The sequence below is a fragment of the Rikenella microfusus DSM 15922 genome (genome assembly GCF_000427365.1).
Classification (GTDB): Bacteria; Bacteroidota; Bacteroidia; order Bacteroidales; family Rikenellaceae; genus Rikenella; species Rikenella microfusus.
Map to the genome: position 1 here is coordinate 415,895 of NZ_KE386488.1, position 17,614 is coordinate 433,508.

Annotated in this window: 14 protein-coding genes; 1 reads left to right on the forward strand and 13 read right to left on the reverse strand. The window is 60.7% G+C overall.

Features of this window, described 5'->3' with window-relative positions; translation table 11 throughout:
- Positions 1 to 9: 9 nt before the first annotated feature.
- The 13 genes from RIKMI_RS0102670 to RIKMI_RS0102740 all read right to left on the reverse strand — a co-directional run bounded on the left by RIKMI_RS0102670 (position 10) and on the right by RIKMI_RS0102740 (position 15,175).
- Positions 10 to 453 (reverse strand): hypothetical protein, encoded by a 444-nt coding sequence (locus RIKMI_RS0102670; RefSeq protein ID WP_027290320.1) that lies wholly within the window; start codon positions 451 to 453, stop codon positions 10 to 12.
- 87 nt (positions 454 to 540) lie between these two features.
- Positions 541 to 1,236, reverse strand: a complete 696-nt coding sequence (locus RIKMI_RS12785; protein WP_084135152.1) for an RNA polymerase sigma factor — start codon at positions 1,234 to 1,236, stop codon at positions 541 to 543.
- Between the two features lie 961 nt (positions 1,237 to 2,197).
- Entirely contained in the window at positions 2,198 to 3,211 is a 1,014-nt protein-coding gene (locus RIKMI_RS0102680) for an NAD(P)H-dependent glycerol-3-phosphate dehydrogenase (protein WP_037291393.1), read from the reverse strand.
- A gap of 197 nt (positions 3,212 to 3,408) precedes the next feature.
- The gene (locus RIKMI_RS0102685) at positions 3,409 to 4,521 is read right to left on the reverse strand and encodes a CofH family radical SAM protein (protein ID WP_051214265.1); all 1,113 of its coding nucleotides are present in this window, start codon (positions 4,519 to 4,521) and stop codon (positions 3,409 to 3,411) included.
- 350 nt (positions 4,522 to 4,871) lie between these two features.
- Positions 4,872 to 5,384, reverse strand: coding sequence for a hypothetical protein (locus tag RIKMI_RS12790; RefSeq protein WP_051214267.1), 513 nt, complete (start codon positions 5,382 to 5,384; stop codon positions 4,872 to 4,874).
- Positions 5,381 to 6,241 carry a rod shape-determining protein MreC gene (mreC, locus tag RIKMI_RS12795; RefSeq protein ID WP_051214269.1) on the reverse strand — a complete coding sequence of 287 codons (861 nt, stop codon included), beginning with the start codon at positions 6,239 to 6,241 and terminating at the stop codon, positions 5,381 to 5,383. Before mreC ends, RIKMI_RS12790 begins: the two co-directional genes overlap by 4 nt.
- Before the next feature lie 779 nt (positions 6,242 to 7,020).
- Positions 7,021 to 7,713: a phosphatidylserine decarboxylase family protein gene (locus RIKMI_RS0102705; RefSeq protein ID WP_027290324.1), complete on the reverse strand. Its 693-nt coding sequence runs from the start codon at positions 7,711 to 7,713 to the stop codon at positions 7,021 to 7,023.
- 196 nt (positions 7,714 to 7,909) lie between these two features.
- Positions 7,910 to 8,647: a phosphatidate cytidylyltransferase gene (locus tag RIKMI_RS12800; RefSeq protein ID WP_051214271.1), complete on the reverse strand. Its 738-nt coding sequence runs from the start codon at positions 8,645 to 8,647 to the stop codon at positions 7,910 to 7,912.
- Between the two features lie 11 nt (positions 8,648 to 8,658).
- A complete protein-coding gene (gene ftsH / locus RIKMI_RS0102715; protein ID WP_027290325.1) occupies positions 8,659 to 10,743 on the reverse strand; it encodes an ATP-dependent zinc metalloprotease FtsH in 2,085 nt (694 codons plus the stop codon).
- A gap of 53 nt (positions 10,744 to 10,796) precedes the next feature.
- On the reverse strand, positions 10,797 to 11,159 hold the full coding sequence (gene rsfS / locus RIKMI_RS0102720; RefSeq protein ID WP_027290326.1) for a ribosome silencing factor: 363 nt from the start codon (positions 11,157 to 11,159) through the stop codon (positions 10,797 to 10,799).
- A gap of 1,095 nt (positions 11,160 to 12,254) precedes the next feature.
- Positions 12,255 to 13,610 (reverse strand): glucose-6-phosphate isomerase, encoded by a 1,356-nt coding sequence (locus RIKMI_RS0102730; RefSeq protein WP_027290327.1) that lies wholly within the window; start codon positions 13,608 to 13,610, stop codon positions 12,255 to 12,257.
- A gap of 652 nt (positions 13,611 to 14,262) precedes the next feature.
- Complete coding sequence (gene nth / locus RIKMI_RS0102735; RefSeq protein WP_027290328.1) at positions 14,263 to 14,937, reverse strand: endonuclease III; 675 nt, start codon at positions 14,935 to 14,937, stop codon at positions 14,263 to 14,265.
- A gap of 46 nt (positions 14,938 to 14,983) precedes the next feature.
- A complete protein-coding gene (locus RIKMI_RS0102740; protein ID WP_027290329.1) occupies positions 14,984 to 15,175 on the reverse strand; it encodes a hypothetical protein in 192 nt (63 codons plus the stop codon).
- A gap of 292 nt (positions 15,176 to 15,467) precedes the next feature.
- Between RIKMI_RS0102740 and RIKMI_RS12810 the strand changes: the two genes are divergently transcribed.
- Positions 15,468 to 17,570 (forward strand): glycoside hydrolase family 2 protein, encoded by a 2,103-nt coding sequence (locus tag RIKMI_RS12810; RefSeq protein WP_051214272.1) that lies wholly within the window; start codon positions 15,468 to 15,470, stop codon positions 17,568 to 17,570.
- Positions 17,571 to 17,614: the final 44 nt, after the last annotated feature.

Genomic DNA, 17,614 nt, shown 5'->3' on the forward strand with positions numbered 1-17,614 from the left:
TCGGTATTTTTACCAGTAAGTATCGATCCCGGTCAGGGCGGCCAGCAGGTCGCTGCCGTAACCGTACGTGTCGAGGTAGTCGGTTACCGCGTCCGTAAAAAGAGTCAGGTCTTCGGCCTGCGTCGCGGAATCTTCGTAAGCGTATTCGTCGAGTTCCTCCAGATCTTCGTCATAGAGGTGATAAGCCAGAAACATTTCGACGCTTTCCTCCTGTGCGGCGAACCGTTCGCGCTGCTGGGCCTTGTAACCGGTGAAATAATAACCCGTCGTCGCCAGCAGCACCAGACATCCGAATGCGGCCGAAAGGCCGGCGATCCCTTTGACACGCTGCCATAAACCGGGCCGCACCGGCGCAGCGGAGACAGCTTCGCGCAAACTGCCGCGCAGGGCGGCGAAGTAGCCGTCGGGCACGCGGTAGGGATTGCTGTATCTGAGGTTTTCGGGTGTTTCCATAACTGGCCTCCTTTCTCTGTATGATACGGGTCCGGTTCCCTTTGTCTGTTGGATGCACGGAACGGAAAATGGTTTAACCGGGATGCACTATTTTTTCGCAGTTTCTTCACAGTTTCCCGTGCCGTTGCCGGAGCGGACCGTCCCGCCTGCCGATACGGGATCCGGACAGGAATGAACAGGAACGGCTGGGTCGTCGGATTCGTCGCAGACGGTGAAGTCGGCTCCGGACACGTCGCGGCGTACCCACTGCTCCACTTTGGCGGCGGCATGGTGGTACGAGGCTTTCAGGGAGCCGACCGAGGTGTCGAGCACGACGGACATTTGCTCGTAGGGCATCTGGTCCCAATAACGGAGGGTAAATACGGCTCGTTGCCGGGCGGGCAGCCGGCCGACGGCGCGGGCCAGGGCACGCTCGGCGGCGTCGCCGTCGAACAGACCTTCGCTGCTGACGATCCGGTCGAACGAGGCGCCGCCGTCGTCTAACGAACTGAAAAGACCGACGCGACGGCTGCGGACGAGGCTCAACGACTCATTGACGGCAATGCGGTAAATCCAAGTGAAAAGCCCGGATTCGCCACGAAAGGCGGAAGCGGAATGCCATACTTTCAGGAACACGTTCTGCACGACGTCATCGGCGTCGTGATGGCTGACGACGATCTTACGGACGGTCCAGTAGATACGTTGGCTGTACCGGTCCACGAGCTGTACGAAAGCGGCTTCGCGCTCTCCGGGATCGGAGGCGCGAAGCCGTTCGGCCAGTCGTATGTCGTCGGTCTGGTTCATGATCTGCTGTTTTAAGCCGGGGACTTGCGGTGTCCCTATCGGCATTTTGCTCCGGCATTTCCCGCAATGTCGGCAGGGAGGGCGCTGCGGTACCCGCCCTGCGTGTTTTCCGCTTACGCCTGCATGGTTCCCGCCCGTGGAAATCGGGGATGCCCTGCGGCATATCGGTTCCGATGCCGCCCGCCCGTTACGCGGCACTTGAATTTTTACCGTACGGTTATTTATCCGCGTAGCGGGTAGCCCGGAGCCATCCCCGGCGAACCGACGCTGCCGGCGAGGGCCATCGGGGTCGGCTTCGCCTTCCTCCTCGCCGTTCGGCAGTGCTTAAGCCGGCTTGCGCTGCTCTCACCGGCAGCGTCGGTTGCACGAATGGCCGAGCGGCGAGAAGGGAAACGAGCGAAGCGAAATTAACGACTGAAAGGCTCGGTATTGCCCTCGCTGGCTCCGGGCTTGAAACTGCAAATTAAAAAGGTAAGTATATACGACTTTACCCAAAATCGGATAACGATCTCCCTAACCGGCCCTGCGGTGCCGCTCGGCACAGGGGACCGGGGCTTTCTCTGCTTAAGGGGGTGGCGCAGGTCAAAATATGCTGAAAATCAAGCATGTATATAATATAGGATCAAGTCGTATATACTTACCATTAAAAATACGGTTAAATTTATGACCGAAGTCAGCGGAGCTGAAATGAGCGTAGCACAATTGCAGGCCTTCGCTGCGGAAAGCTGCGGCCCGACTGTTGGCGCGGAAATTTATTTTTAGCCCTACCGTTTTCTTTCCTGCTATTCGCCGGTTTCGCGTCGTCCCGCCGGCGGCGATGCCCGGCGGGACGACGCGAAACCGGGACAAAATATTCGGTTGTACGAATATATCGCAAAACGTCCCGATACACGCGTTGCTCCCAGTCCCGTCGTCTTTGCTCCTGCGCCCCGCGTCTCCCGAACGTCCCCGCAGCGTCCTTTTATGCCAGTCGGTCCAGAATGTTTTTCAGCTGCGCCGCAGGGCTGCGCCGTTCGTACAGCACGCCGTACACAGCTTCGGCGATGGGCATCTCGATCCCGAACCGGGCGCGGAGCCGGTGGATGCAGTCGGCCGCGTAATAGCCCTCCGCCACCATATTCATCTCCATCTGGGCGTTTTTCACCGAATACCCTTTGCCGATCATCACCCCGAACGTGCGGTTGCGGCTGAACTGCGAATAGCAGGTCACCAACAGGTCGCCCAGATAGGCCGAACGGCAGACGTTCCGTTCGGCTGCGAACGTTTCGGTCAGGAAATGTTCCATCTCCAGCGCCGCGTTCGAGATCAGCACCGCGAGAAAATTGTCGCCGTATCCCAGCCCGTGGGCGATCCCTACCGCGATGGCATAGATATTCTTGAGCACCGCGGCGTACTCCGCCCCGTAAATGTCGGTCGAGAAGCAGACGCGGATATAGTCGTTGGCGAACTTGTCGCCCAGCAACTCTGCCGTTGCGGGATCCTTGCAGACCATGGTGAGATACGAGAGCCGTTCGAGGGCCACCTCTTCGGCATGGCACGGGCCGGTGACGATCCCGATACGGTCGAACGGCACGCCGTACCGCCGGTTGAACCATTCGGCGACGGTCACATAGCCGTCGGGCACGATGCCCTTGATGGCCGAGACGATGAATTTGCCGTCGAGAGCGCCGCGGTCGAGCGGTTCGAGGGTAAGTCCCAGGAAAGCCGAAGGCACGGCGAAAATAATCACGTCGCTGTCCCGCACGGCCGAGCCGATGTCGTCCGTAACGGTCAGCCGATCGGCCGGGAAATGCACCTGGCTGAGATATTTGGGATTGGTGCGGTGGGCGGCGAGGTGGGCTTTGACTTCGGGATTGCGGACGTGCCAACGCACGATGCTGCCGTTTTCGAGCAGGATCTTGACGATGGCGGTAGCCCAGCTCCCGTAGCCGACGACGGCGCAGACGGAATTCCTGTGTATCCGGGGATGTGGCATTGGGGACATTTTCAAAGGTAAAGGTAACACTTTTTCCCCGAAACCGCCCCGGCTCCGGAGGAATATCGGCCGTCAGGAACCGGTACGCCGGCGGGATATGCCCCGACCGCCTCCGGAGGACCGGGTTCCGAGCGGCCGGGCGCGGCTGTCTCCGGAGCCGGAGGAAACGGTCTCCGCGGACAGTCGGGCACCGTGCGTTACAACAGTTCGTACCGCTGGTTCCTCAGCGCCGGAGTGAAGCCTGCCGCGCGGATCGCCTCCTGCATCCGTTCCGCGTCGATCGTCGTGCGGCCTTCGAAACCGGTCGAGCTCACCACGTTTTCTTCGATCATGATCGAACCCATGTCGTTCGCTCCCCCGTGCAGGGCCATCTGGCCCGCCGCGATGCCCGTCGTCAGCCACGACGCCTGGATGTTCGGAACGTTGTTCAGTACCAGTCGGCTCAGGGCGATCATCCGTAGAAACTCGGCCGTGTCGGCACCGCCCGGAAGCCTCTCTTCGCGTTCCAGCGCGGTGCCGCGTCCCTGGTAGGGCCAGGCGATGAAAGCCAGAAAACCGGGCGTCCCTTCCGGCCGGAGCGATTGCAGGTCGCGTATTTTCAGCAGGTGCAGGATGCGGTGCTCAGGTCGTTCGACATGGCCGTACATCATCGTCGCCGAGGTGCAAAGCCCCATCCGGTGCGCTGTCCGCATCACCTCCAGCCACGTGTCCGCCGAGCATTTGCCGGGCGAGATGCGTTTCCGGATGTCGTTGTCCAGAATTTCCGCGCCTGCGCCGGGCAACGAATCCAGGCCCACCTTTTGCAGCCGTTCCAGTACGGTCCGATACCCTTCCGCATCCGCCGTAAAACCCGATATACGTGCGATATGCGCGATTTCGGGCGGCCCCAGCGCATGCAGTTTCACGTTCGGGAACTCGCTCTTGAGCTGCCGGAACAGCTCTTCGTACCACTTCAGGTCGAGTCGCGGATGCAGGCCGCCCTGCAACAGCAGCTGTTCGCCGCCCAGGTCGAGCATCTCGCGGATTTTCCGCCGGTATTCTTCCATCGAGGTGACGTAAGCGCGTTCCCGGTCGGCCAGCCGGCAGTGGAAGTTGCAGAATTTGCAACCGCTGACACAGACGTTGGTGATGTTCACGTTGCGGTCGATCTGCCAGGTGACGGTATCGCCGGGATGCAGCCGCCGGCGGACATCGTCCGCGGCGGCCATCAGTTCGGCCAGCGGCGCCTCGTGCCAGAGTGCGGCCGCTTCGCGGAAGGAGAGCGCTTCGCCCGCCAGCGCCCTGGCGTAAGATTCGGATAAAACGGACATGCGGAGATGGTTTGCTCAGGCTGCAAAGATAACCCTCCGGCGGGAAAAACGGAACGGGAACCGGAACGGACCGCCCGCTGGTACGGAAAATCTGTCCGAATCGTACAGTTATTTATCCGCGTAGCGGTGGCGCCTCCGGTACAGGTTGAAACTCGCGAAACCTGGTTGATCTTGACTTCGGGGTACAGCCTGTAAACTAAAGGTGCGGTTATTTTTCATTCGGGTCGGACGCCCGGAAGCGGTCGCAACTTCCGGCACGAAAAAGGCGAAATTCCCGAACGGGCAAAGCGTCCGAAACGTTCTGCCGTACCGATACCGCTATTCTCCGCCTTTTGCCATGCGCCGTCGGCCTATACTTTCAGTTGCGTGTGTACGAAAGGCAGGTGCAGGAAATAGATGATTCCGACGCTGAAAACCGAGCTGAGCACGATGCGCAAAGCGATGATCCATCCCCCGCCGGACAAATCTTCGAGAATAAAAAACGGGATGTTGAACAGCAATACCATCACGGCCGCATACCTCAGGAATTTTCCCGTACCTACCCTGCCAGCGGTGGGTATGCCGCCTTCGTACACGAGGTCTTTGCCCAACAGCAACCCCACGACGGCCGGCCGCACGAAAGCGAGCCATGTGGACGAAACGGCTTGCAGACCGGGGGTGCCGGACATGAAATCGACAGCGGCCCCCGTCCCGAAACCGAGCAGGAGCAGCAGCCAACCCGGCGTGTCGAGCGGCAGCATGATGATGAACATGATGTATATGTACGGATTCACCACGCCGCCGAGGTTGATATTGTCGAAAACGAACTCCTGCAACACGACGAGCAGCAGAAAAACCGCCAGGTATTCGAGAAAACGTATCACGGGCGGCCTCCTTCCTGCAATGCGCCGACTTCGGCGTTCCCCACGGTGCTTTCCAGGGCGCGGCGTTCTTCCTGTTCGAGGTAACGGACAGCGTAAAGGTACCGGATTCGGGCCAGGTCGGCGAACAACCTGACGCGGACTTTATAAAAGGTGCCGTTCACCATTTCGAAGCTCGCGACGGTGCCGATCGGCAGTTCGGGCGGGAATATGTACGAATAATGGGTCGTCACTACGGTGTCGCCGACTTTCATCTCGGCGTATTTGGGTATTTCGTCGAGAACTACTTCGCGGTGGCTGAGTCCGTCCCAGTAGATCGAACCGGCGAAGTCGCTCCCTTTGATGCAACCGCTGGTGCGGAACTCTTCGGTATTGAGGATCGAAACGGCGACGGCGAAGTGGTCGGAACAGTGGATGACGTAACCGACGATGCCGTCGTCGCTGACCAGGGCCATTTCGGGTTCGATGCCGTCGAGCTTACCGCGGTCCACGGTCAGGTAGTTCTGTCGTTTGCCGATGCTGTTGCGCACGACGCGGGCGGGCTGGTACTGGTAATATTGCAATCCGGTGGAGGAGTCGGCCCGGGCGGGAAGGCTGTCAGCATACAGCCGGGCGCTCAGCTGGCTTTTCAACCGGGCGTTTTCGGCGACCAGACGGTCGTTTTCGGCACGCAGGCCGAAATAACCGCGTACGTCGGCGATTTTATCGTAAATACCGCTGACGAGGCGGTCGGAAGCGCCGGCGATTCTGGCTTTCTGATAGATGTTGCCGTGCAGGAATACACCGATGGCTATCGTCTCCAGGGCGATGAACAGGAGCACGTAGTGGATCCGCTTGAGAAATAGTAATAATTTCAGCAACTCTCAGACGTTTTTTCGTTCTCGGCGTTTTTTCTCAATACAGGGGCGTGACGAGCGCCGGTTCCTTCGCGAATCTGACCGGAGAAAAACTTGCATCCGCTACGGGACGTCCGCCCGCCCGCTGGAGCAGGAACCGATTAATCGTACGATTCTTTGTAATGGGTCGCAGCCTGCGGGGGACGCACCAATCGCTCCCGCGATTGGTGTTGCGGGCCTCCGCTGCGAGAGGCTGCGGCCCGCGCGACCCAAAGGTCGCAAAGTAAGTCCCTCCCATTTAACTGTAGGGCTAATTGTCCGCGTAGGGGTCAGCCCGAACCGACGCAGCAGCCGAGCGCCATCGAACTTGTTCGTATGGCCGAGGCGCCAGGAGGAAGCCGGAACGGCAACCCATCCCCGGCGAACCGACGCTGCCAGCGAGAGCCATCGGGGTTGGCTTCGCTTTCCTCCTCGCCGTTCGGCAGTGCTAAGCCAGCTTGCACTGCTCTCACCGGCAGCGTCGGTTGCACGAATGGCCGAGCGGCGAGGAGGGAAACGAACGAAGCGAAGTTAACGGCTGCAACCTGCGGTTTTGCCCTCGCTGGCCCCGGGCTATAACATATAATTTAACCGTAGGGTTATTTTTCATTCGGGTCGGACGCCCGGGAGCGGTCGCAACTTTCGGCGCGTAGAGCGGCGAATTGCGGGCCTCCCGTGGGGAGGCGTCCGGCCCGCCCGCTGACGCGGAACCTTGATTTAAACGTATAGTTATTTGTCCGTGCGACCGGTTCTCTCCCGGCCGGTTATTCCGTTCCCGCCGGAACGTGCGGCAGCCGGGCGATCAGCGTCCGCATTCCCGTGGTCTTTTCGCCCATCTCCACGCAGACCTCGCTCCCCAACGGCAGGAATACGTCCACCCGCGAGCCGAACTTGATAAATCCGCATTCGCGGCCGCGTTCGGCCTCCAACCCGTCATGCGAATAGCTGACGATCCGGCGGGCGACGAAACCGGCGATCTGCCGGAACAGGATCCGGTGGCCGGCGGGCGTTCGTACCACGGTAGTGGTACGTTCGTTGTCGGTGGAGGATTTGGGATGCCACGCCACCAGAAACTTGCCCTGGTGGTGCCGGAAATACTCGACCAGCCCCGATACCGGGTACCAGTTGATATGGATGTTCCAGATAGACATGAAGATGGATACTTGTATCCTTTTTTCGGAGAGTATCTCGTCTTCATAGACCTCCTCGATAGCCACGACGGTGCCGTCGGCCGGGGCCAGCACCGCGCGGGAATCGTCTGCCACTTCGGCCGGCGCGCTTCGCACGGGAACGCGGAAAAACCGGCACACGAAAAGCACATGCAGCAATACGACCGCGACGATGGCGATACTCAGCCACAAGGGGAGAAAACGTACGGCGGCCACAGCGGCCACCAGAGCGATGAGTGCACTGGTCGTGATGATCCGGCGGCCTTCACGGTGTAAATATCTTCGCATCGGTTCGGTTATGTCGTTCTGTTCGTTGTTTCGGTTTTGGTTCTCTCCCCAGTCTTCCGGTTCCCCGGTCCCGCCCCGTGCCGTTCCTTCCGGCCTTTCCGCCCGCCCCGGCTCCATTCCCTCGGCCCCCGGCTCCGTTCCCCCCTGCTGCCGCTTATCCGCCCCCGTTTCCGGTTATCCTCCCCTCCGGCCCCCGTTACTCCGTCAGAGCGGTCAGCAACAGGTAGCCCCACGCTACAGGCACGGCCAGCAGCAAGGCGTCGAAACGGTCGAGCATCCCGCCGTGGCCGGGTATGATGCCGCCGGAATCCTTGACGTCGATCGTCCGTTTGAACTTCGACTCGACGAGGTCGCCCACGGTCGCGGCCAGCCCGACGACAATGCCGAACCCGACCCATTTCAGCGCACCGACGAGATGGCTATCGTAAGCCGCCGCCCCCCATGTGGCGATCGCCCCGTCGTACTGCCCGCCCCAATAAAGCGAGTACCAGACCAGAGAAACGCCCACGGCGAAAAGCATCCCGCCGGCGAAGCCCTCCCAAGTCTTCTTGGGCGAAACGACGGGGGCCATCTTATGTCGCCCGACGGTACTGCCGACGAGGTAAGCGCCGGTATCGGACATCCACACGACGGTCATCAGGGTGACCACGAGCATGGCGTCCATCAGCTGGATCAGCACGAAAGCCTGCGCAATGTACGCGCCCCCCAGCAGATACCACGCCGCCCGTCCGCCCGCGGAACGCGTTTTCAGACGGGCGCCCAGCAACCGGCCGTATTCCCACAGAGTCAGCAGGCCCACGACGCTCCACAACAGGTAGAATGTCCGGCCCGGCACGCCCGTGGCGGGGTCGTACCACGCCAGGGTCATGCCGACCACCAGCAACACGAGCACGGTGCCGCTCAGTGCGCGTATGAGAAGTGAGTTCGCTTTCATGTCCGTTCGAGCTATTCCCCTTCCGGGCGGTTCATGTCCGAAGCGGGTTCCGCCTCCTGCCTCGTTTCGTCCACGGCGTCGGGCAGCGACGCCACGCGTCCGCCACGCCCCTCTGCGCCGTCGCCCGTTCCGTTCCCCTCGCGGGCGGAATCGCCGGTCTCCAGCGGGTTGCGTGCTCCGGCCTGCCGTTTGCCGAAGATCTGTTCGAGGTCTTCGGTGAAAATCACTTCGCGTTCGAGCAGCAGTTCGGCGAGCCGGCGCAGCCCGTCGGCATGCTCGGACAATATCTTTTTGGCCAACACGTAGCACTCTTCGATCAGGGCATTCACCTCCCGGTCGATCAGTCGGGCGGTCTCGTCGCTGTACGGTTTGCCGAACATCATTTCGCTCTGGCCGGTGCTGTCGTAGAAACTGCGGTTGCCGATCGCGCCGCTCATCCCGTAATAGGCCACCATCGCGTAAGCCTGTTTGGTGGTGCGTTCGAGGTCGTTCAGAGCGCCGGAGGAGATTTCGCCGAAAGTCAGCTCTTCCGACGCGCGGCCGCCGAGCAGGGCGGCCATCTCGTGGATCATCTGCTCGCGGGTGGTGATCTGCCTTTCGTCGGGCAGGTACCAGGCGGCGCCCAGCGCTTTGCCGCGGGGGATGATGGTCACCTTGAGCAGCGGGTTGGCCCACTTGAGCATCCAGCTGACGGTGGCATGGCCCGCTTCGTGGAAAGCGATGGTACGTTTCTCGGCGTCGGTGATGATCTTGTTTTTGCGCTCCAGCCCGCCGATGATCCGGTCGATGGCGTCCATGAAGTCCTGCCGTTCGACCTGATTCTTGTTTTTACGGGCTGCGATCAGGGCCGCTTCGTTGCAGACGTTGGCGATGTCGGCACCGGAGAAGCCGGGGGTCTGGCGGGCCAGGAAATCGGTATCGAGCTTCGGGTCGAGTTTCAGTTTTTTAAGGTGCACGGCGAAGATCTCGGCGCGTTCCTTGATGTCGGGCAGCCCGACCTCGATCTGGCGGTCGAAGCGGCCGGCACGCAGCAGGGCTTTGTCGAGGATGTCGGCGCGGTTGGTGGCGGCCAGGACGATGACGCCGGCATTGGTGCCGAAGCCGTCCATCTCGGTCAGGAGCTGGTTCAGGGTATTTTCCCGTTCGTCGTTGGACGACCAGCCGCTGTTCTTGGAACGGGCGCGGCCGATGGCGTCGATCTCGTCGATGAAGACGATGCAGGGGGCTTTGTCTTTGGCCTGTTTGAAGAGGTCGCGCACGCGCGAGGCACCGACGCCGACGAACATCTCCACGAAGTCGGAACCGCTGATGGAGAAGAACGGGACGTTGGCTTCGCCGGCGACAGCTTTCGCCAATAACGTTTTACCGGTCCCCGGAGGCCCTACGAGCAAAGCTCCTTTCGGTATCTTGCCGCCCAATTCGCTGTATTTGCCGGGGTTGCGCAGGAAATCGACCACTTCCATCACTTCGACCTTGGCCTCTTCCAGCCCGGCGACGTCCTTGAAAGTGACTTTCTGGTCGTTATCCTTGTCGAATAGCCGCGCTTTGGCTTTGCCGACGCTGAACACGCCGCCCCCGCCTCCGGCTCCGCCCCCGCCGGCGCCGTTCATGCGCCGCATGATGATGATCCAGAAGACGACGATCAGCAGGAACGGAAAGATCTGCCAGAACATGGTCATCCACCCGGAACTTTCATTCTCGAAAGTCAGCGCGGGCACGGCGACTCCCCCTCCGGCGGCGGTGCGTTCGATGCTGTCGCGGGCGGCCTGGTAGTCGTTCTCGAATTTTTCGAGCGAGCCGATGTTGAAAAAGAATTGGGGACCCTGGTCTGGAATGTACCGGTAACGTTCCTGATTCTTATAATAAGATACGGACTGAGGTTCCAGATAGACCTGGGCCACTTCCCGGTTCAGCACCTGCACCCGCTGCACGTGCCCGGCGGGCAGCAGGGTGTCGCGCAGCACGTCCCAGTTGATTTTGCTCTGCTGGCCGCCTCCGCCGAGGTAGGCCCACCCCAGGATGACGGCTATGATGATGCCCCACATCCAATAGATATTGAATCTGGGGCGCAGGGTATTGCGTTTGTCGTTTGCCATATGTCTTGTCGGCCCCGGTTTTGTCCGGGCAGCTCGCTATGAATAACGGATATTTAGTATTCGCTGGTATATTCGGTGGCGGGAGCGTCGGCCCAGAGTTCTTCGAGGCGGTAGAAGTCGCGCATCTCGGTCTGGAAAACGTGCACCATCACGTCGCCGTAGTCCATAGCGACCCACAGGGCGTTGTCGAGTCCCTGCACGCGCCACGGCTTCTCGCCCAGCTCTTTCACGGTGCCTTCTTCCACGCCGGCGGCGATGGCGGCTACCTGAGTGGTGGAATCGGCGTTGCAGATGACGAAGGTGTCGCAGATGCTCCCGTCGAGGGAACCGAGGTCGAGGCTCACGATACGGGCGGCTTTCTTATCCTGCATGGCGCGCACGATGGCGTCGGTCAGGGTTCTGGTTTTATCGTTCATTCGTATTCAATGGTTCTTGTCGGTCGCGGGATTCGCTGTCCCCGCATTTTAAGGGACAAAGGTAAGCAATTTTATTTATAGGTAAGCATATCCGATCCGGGTAATGCCCTCCTCTGCCGGCCCTGTTTCCGAAGCGGCGCGGTCGCCTGAACGGGGACATAAGGCGGAATGATTTGAAAATCAGATATACCGTATAAAACAGAGGTCTGCCGTCGTTTTCAACGGGCCGCAGCCTCCCAAAGGCATGGATAGCCGCAACCCGGCGTGCGGATCTCCCGACCGGAGAAGCGGTGCCGGGGGATGGCCCCGGGCTGGCTGCCGACACGGAAACTGAACTAAAACGTACGGTTAATTTTTCATTCGAGTCGGACGCCCGGGAGACCGCTCCGAGTTTACGAGGATTGCGGGCCTCCCGTGGGGAGGCGTCCGGCCCGCCCGCTGACGCGGAACTTATATTTTAACCGTAGGTTTAACGAAGTACGCCCGGCTTCTTATATTTGGTACCGAAGTATGGGTAAAGGCTGCAGACCCGGGAATGTGCGATTTCCCGATTCGACGGGAGTCGGGAACGGGGAATCGCATTCCCGGCGATTTTTTTGTCTCCTTTTTTGGTCGTACAAAAAAGGAGATGCCCCGCCGGCATGAGGCGTCCGGAGAAACCGGTACCCCCGCGGCATGAGCGGGTGAAAAAACAAACGCCCGTCGGCGACAGACAGTACATTAAACCTACTTTTAATACAGGCTAAAGCCCGGGGCCAGCGAGGGCAAAACCGCAGGTTGCAGCCCTTCGCCGGGGGTGGCTCCGGGCTGACCGCTACGCGGATAATTAACCGTACGTTTGTTTGCCGAAAGCTGCAGTCTGCGTAGAATAGGGTACTTTTAACTCGGTTCGGGTGCCGGACGGAATATCGGATCGGGAGCTTCCCCGAAAGGGGACAGGCCAAGGTAAGCTAAAAACAGGCATATAGGTCAATGGAAGCCGTACATATATCCGACCCATATGCGATAAGCGTCGGCAATAGGGCGCGGCCGACAGATGAAATGAGGCGGCTTCCCCTAAAAGGGGAGCCGCCTCGCTTCTTGGATAAGAGTCTGTTATAACCGTTTGCGCAGTTCCTCGCCCTCCTGCTCGTAACCCGGTTTACCGAGCAGCGCGAACATGTTTTTCTTGTATGCCTCTACGCCCGGCTGGTCGAACGGATTGACACCCAGCGCATAGCCGCTGATGCCGCAGGCTTTTTCGAACATATAGAGCAACGCCCCCACCGTATGGGCGTCGATGCGGGGCAGCTCGACGGCGATATTGGGCACCCCGCCGTCCACATGGGCCAGCATCGTTCCCAGGATAGCCATCTGATTGACCTCGCCGATGCGTTTCCCGGCCAGGAAATTCAGACCGTCGAGGTTTTCCCTGTCGGACTCGATCCGGAACGTATGGGCCGGCTCCGCCACGCGGATCACCGTCTCGAATATCGTCCGTTCGCCCTGCTGGATATATTGTCCCATCGAGTGCAGGTCGGCCGTAAGGGTCACGGAAGCCGGGAATATGCCTTTGCCCTCCTTGCCCTCGCTCTCGCCGTAGAGCTGTTTCCACCATTCGCCGATATTCTGCAACTTCGGCTCATAGGAAGCCAGGATTTCGATCTTCTTGCCAGACCGGTAGAGCGCCGTCCGCGCAGCGGCATACTGCATGGCGGGATTTTCGGAGAACGGGGCCTCGGCGGTGAATTTTTCCATTTCGGCGGCTCCGGCCACCAGCGCGCGGATGTCCACCCCGGCTACGGCCAGCGGCAGCAGCCCGACGGGCGTCAGCACCGAGTAGCGTCCCCCCACGTCGTCCGGGATGACGAAAGTCGGGTAACCTTCGGTATCGGCCAGCGTGCGCAGCGCCCCTTTCGCGCTGTCGGTTACGGCCGCGATACGCCGTGCGGCTCCCGCTTTGCCGTAACGGCGTTCGATCTCGTCGCGGACGATACGGAAGGCGATGGCCGGTTCGGTGGTGGTTCCCGATTTGGAGATGACGATGGCGGCGATGTCGTAGTCTTTGACGGCCTGCATCAGTTCCCACGTATAGTCTTCGCTGATGTTCTGCCCGGCGAACAGGACTTTCGGGTTCGTCCCTTTACGGGGCGCGGAGAGGTGGTCGAACGAGCCGCTCAGCGCTTCGAGCACGGCTTTGGCGCCTAAGTAAGACCCGCCGATGCCGATGGCGATCACGATGTCGGCTTCGTCGCGCAGGGTCCGGGCGGCGGCTTCGATTTTGTCCAATTCGGCAGCGGTGACGGACGAGGGGAGATTCACCCAGCCGAGGAAGTCGTTCCCTTTGCCTTTGCCGTTGTGGAGCAGGGCGTGGGCGGCTTCGATTTCGGGTTTCAGGGCTTCGATGTCGGCGGCGGTCACGGCGGAGGCCGGAGCGAAGATCTTATCGATCTGTACGTTTACGCTTTTCATGATTTTGATATATTGTTTATTTCATGGGGTCGGTGTCGCGGGGCAGCGCTGTCCGCAAAAGGACGTTGCCGGGCGCATCGGCCGGATCGTAATTATCCTCGGTTACAGTCTCCCTAAGTGTCCGGATTTCGGATAGCCGTACTGTGCGTGTCAGCGGGCGGGCGTTTGTTCTTTCGTCGCCCGCTCATGCCGCGGGGGCACTTGTTTTTATATACGCCTCATGCCGGCGGGGCATCTCCTTTTTTGCGCGACCAAAAAAGGAGACAAAAAAGTCGCCGGGAATGCGATTCCCCGTTCCCGACTTCCGTCGGATCGGGAAATCGCACATTCCCGGGTCCGCAACTTTTACCCGTACTTCGGTATAAGGTAAAACGCAGAAAGTACTTTTTAATCCTACGGTTAGATTTTATGTTTGCCAAGGGCCGCAGCCTGCGGGGAACGCAGCAATCGCGCGAGCGATTGGTTTTGCGGGCCTCCGCTGCGGGAGGCTGCGGGAGGCTGCGGGAGGCTGCGGGAGGCTGCGGCCCGCGCGACCTAAAGGGCGCAAAGCCTGTCTTTGCCATTAAACCGTACGTTTTTTGCCCAAGGCCGTGGCCTGCGAAGCATCGGGCCGTAACTACTCGGTCTTCCCGGGTGTGCGACCCGTTCCCGGTCAGGCCGTTTTTGTAGCCGCCTTTTTCATCGAAGCTTTCAGCTCCCGTTGCCGCTGACGGCACCACGGCGCTATGCCGCACGCGTCGCAGTGCGGCGTCCGGGCCGTGCAGACATAACGCCCGTGCAGGATCAGCCAGTGGTGAGCCGTCCCCAGCAACTCCCGCGGAATGTGCGCCACCAACGCCCGTTCCGTCTGCAACGGATTCTTCGAGTTCGTCGTCAGGCCGATCCGCTCCGCCACCCGGAACACGTGCGTATCCACCGCCATCGCCGGTTTTTTGAACGCCACCGACACCATTACGTTCGCCGTTTTGCGTCCCACGCCCTGAAGCGTCGTCAGCTCCTCCACCGTGTCCGGCACGCGGCCTCCGTACACCTCTTCCAGTCTGCGGGCCATCATGACCAGATGTTCCGCCTTCGAATTCGGGTAAGAGACCGACTTCACGTATTCGAACACTTCGTCCGGCTCGGCCGCCGCCAGGTCGCGCGAAGTGGGGAAACGCCCGAACAGGGCCGGCGTCACCAGATTCACCCGTTTGTCCGTGCACTGCGCCGACAGCATCACCGCCACCAGCAGTTCGTACGGCGTGCGGTAGTGCAGCTCCGTTTCCGCCTCCGGCATGTTTTCCGAGAACCAGCCGATGATCCCCGCGAAGCGTTCCTTAACAGTCATAACCCAACGAAAAGTCTTGATTTCCGCAAAGGTAACGAAAAAGCTGCTAACGCTGATGGATTTTCAGGATAACGGCCGTCAGGCTGTTGTCGTATTCGCGCGGAATGCGTCGGCGCAGCGACTGCATCCCGACGGTTTCGCTGCGTTCGAAACAGTCGCTGAGCAGCCGCGGCTGCGGGGAGCGGCAGCCGCCCGGCAGGAATAACCCCGCCATGCCGAATATCAGATGTCGTTTCATGTTTTATAAGAATGGTCAGCATTCCCGATTTTGGATAAGATCGGATATATTTCCCAGGTAATTATATACTATTTTTTACACTGTATGATTTTTCGGCTCGCGCCGCCCCCCCCCGACGGCTGGAAGCCGTCCGGCGCCGAGCCGAAACAGGCGTGTCGGAAAACTTGTGTAATCGATAGTCGCCAATAAAAATCGGGCCGGCCGGTTCTGTCCCCCTCTGTGAAAATCCGTTTTCCCGCCGAAATATTGGCCGACGCTTTTCGTATCTTTGCGAAACACGACCCGCAAAGCCATGAAAAAAACGATTCTCGCCCTGACAGTCTGCCTGCTGGCCATCGCCGCCGCACGGGGCCAGCGGCTGAGCGTCTCCCTCGACCGCGGCTGGAGCTATACCCCCGGCTGGGAAACCGACCTCTCCGCTCCCGGACAGCCCGTGAACCTGCCCCACACCTGGAACGCCGACGCCCTCGGCGGCAAACCCGACTACTACCGCGGCCTGGGCGGTTACCTCAAAGCCGTCGAGATACCCGGAAAATGGCAGGGACGCCGTCTCTTCCTGCGCTTCGGCGGAGCGAACTCCGTCTGCGACCTTTACGTGAACGGCAAACATGTCGGCCGGCATGCCGGCGGTTACTCCGCCTTCGCCTGGGAGATCACCCGGTACGTGAACTTCGGCGGACGCAATATCTTCTGGGTACGGGTCAATAATGCCCCCGATCTGGACCTGCCGCCGATCGCCGGAGACTTCAACATATACGGCGGCCTCTACCGCGGCGTCGAGCTGATCGCGACCCCCGCCACGCATATCGCGCTGGACGACCACGGCTCCTGCGGCCTGTACGTCACCCCGACGCAGGTTTCCGCCGAAGCGGCCGACATCAATGTCCTGGCCGACGTGCGCGGCAGCGGCGGGGAGATCGCCGTAGTCGCTTTCATCCTGCGCGACGGCGAAGGGAATACGCTCGATTCGCTGACCCGGCGCGTCAAGCTCGACGAGGGCGGCCGCAGCGAGGTGGGCGCCTCGTTCCCGCTCCCGCAGCCCCGCCTGTGGTGTCCGGACGACCCGTATCTTTACGATATGGAGGCGCGAGTGAGCGGCTCCGGCGGCTGCGATACCGTACGGCAGAGTTTCGGCGTGCGTTGGTTCTCGGTGGACGATTCGAACCGCTTTCTGCTGAACGGGAAGCCGCTGCGGATACAGGGCGTTTGCCGGATCGAGGATTGGGACGGCATCGGGAACGCCCTGCGACCCCGGAATCACCGGCGCGACGTGGAACTGATGAAAGAGATGGGGGTCAATGCCGTGCGCTGCGCCTATTTCCCGAACGACCCCTGTTTCCTCGACCTCTGCGACCGGGCCGGGATACTGGTCTGGAGCGAAATCCCGCTGGTCGGGGCCGGACACTACCGCGGCAAGGGATTCAACGACAGCGAAACTTTTTGGGAAAACGCCCGGCGGCAGATGCGGGAAATGATCTGCCAGCAATACAACCATCCCAGCGTCGTCTGGTGGGGCGTTTTCGACCAGCTTACCCAGCGCGGCGACGATCCGCTGGCGCTGGTGCGCGAACTGGACAAGATCGCCCGGGAAGAGGGGGGCGGACGGCTGACGACGGCGGCCAGCAATCAGGACGGCGACCTGAATTTCGTTACCGACCTGATCGGTTTCAACCAGTTTATGGGGTGGACTTCGGGACAGCCCGAAGATTTCGCCGGATGGGCCGCCGACCTGCGGGCCGGGTTTCCGGAACTCCGCAGCGGGGTGAGCGAATACGGCGCGGGAGGAAGCATTTACCAGTGGGCCGACAGCCTCGTGCGTCCCGATTTCGCCGGGGCGTGGCATCCGGAACAATGGCAGACCCGGTTCCACGAGGTCTATTGGGCCGCGATCGCCGCGAAGCCTCGTTTCTGGGGGACGTTCGTTTGGACGATGTTCGATTACGGCGCGGCGCACCGCACCGACGGGGCGCGACCCGGCGTGGCGGATTACGGGCTGGTCACGTTCGACCGCAGCGTGCGCAAGGACGCTTTCTATTTTTACAAGGCTAACTGGAACACGGCCGAAGCGTTCGTCCACATCGCCGACAAGCGCAGGGAGGTATGGAACGGGCCGCGCGGGACACTGCGCGTCTTCTCCAACCAAAAGGACGTGGAGCTGTTCGTAAACGGCGTTTCCCAGGGGCTGCGCACCAACGACGGCCTGGGGCGTTTCGTCTGGGAAAAGGCGCCGCTGCGGCAGGGCGAAAATACGGTCGAGGCGGTCGATCCGATGACGGGCGCACGGGACAGGGCGACGATCCTTGTCCGGGAACAGGTTTCCCTGCCGGAACCTTCGCTGCCGGGCGGAACGGGACGGGGCGCCGCGGGCAATCGTTCTCGTTCGGGGAACCGGTAAGCAGGTCTCCGAGTTTTATCAAGATAATAATCTTGGCCGATTGT

Bases quoted from the DNA above. Each gene is read 5' to 3' on its own strand.
- RIKMI_RS12810 (WP_051214272.1), top strand. From the start codon at position 15,468: ATGAAAAAAACGATTCTCGCCCTGACAGTCTGCCTGCTGGCCATCGCC.
- RIKMI_RS12800 (WP_051214271.1), bottom strand. From the start codon at position 8,647: ATGAAAGCGAACTCACTTCTCATACGCGCACTGAGCGGCACCGTGCTC.
- RIKMI_RS0102670 (WP_027290320.1), bottom strand. From the start codon at position 453: ATGGAAACACCCGAAAACCTCAGATACAGCAATCCCTACCGCGTGCCC.
- RIKMI_RS0102740 (WP_027290329.1), bottom strand. From the start codon at position 15,175: ATGAAACGACATCTGATATTCGGCATGGCGGGGTTATTCCTGCCGGGC.
- nth (WP_027290328.1), bottom strand. From the start codon at position 14,937: ATGACTGTTAAGGAACGCTTCGCGGGGATCATCGGCTGGTTCTCGGAA.
- rsfS (WP_027290326.1), bottom strand. From the start codon at position 11,159: ATGAACGATAAAACCAGAACCCTGACCGACGCCATCGTGCGCGCCATG.
- RIKMI_RS0102730 (WP_027290327.1), bottom strand. From the start codon at position 13,610: ATGAAAAGCGTAAACGTACAGATCGATAAGATCTTCGCTCCGGCCTCC.
- RIKMI_RS0102705 (WP_027290324.1), bottom strand. From the start codon at position 7,713: ATGCGAAGATATTTACACCGTGAAGGCCGCCGGATCATCACGACCAGT.
- RIKMI_RS0102685 (WP_051214265.1), bottom strand. From the start codon at position 4,521: ATGTCCGTTTTATCCGAATCTTACGCCAGGGCGCTGGCGGGCGAAGCG.
- ftsH (WP_027290325.1), bottom strand. From the start codon at position 10,743: ATGGCAAACGACAAACGCAATACCCTGCGCCCCAGATTCAATATCTAT.
- RIKMI_RS12785 (WP_084135152.1), bottom strand. From the start codon at position 1,236: ATGAACCAGACCGACGACATACGACTGGCCGAACGGCTTCGCGCCTCC.
- RIKMI_RS0102680 (WP_037291393.1), bottom strand. From the start codon at position 3,211: ATGCCACATCCCCGGATACACAGGAATTCCGTCTGCGCCGTCGTCGGC.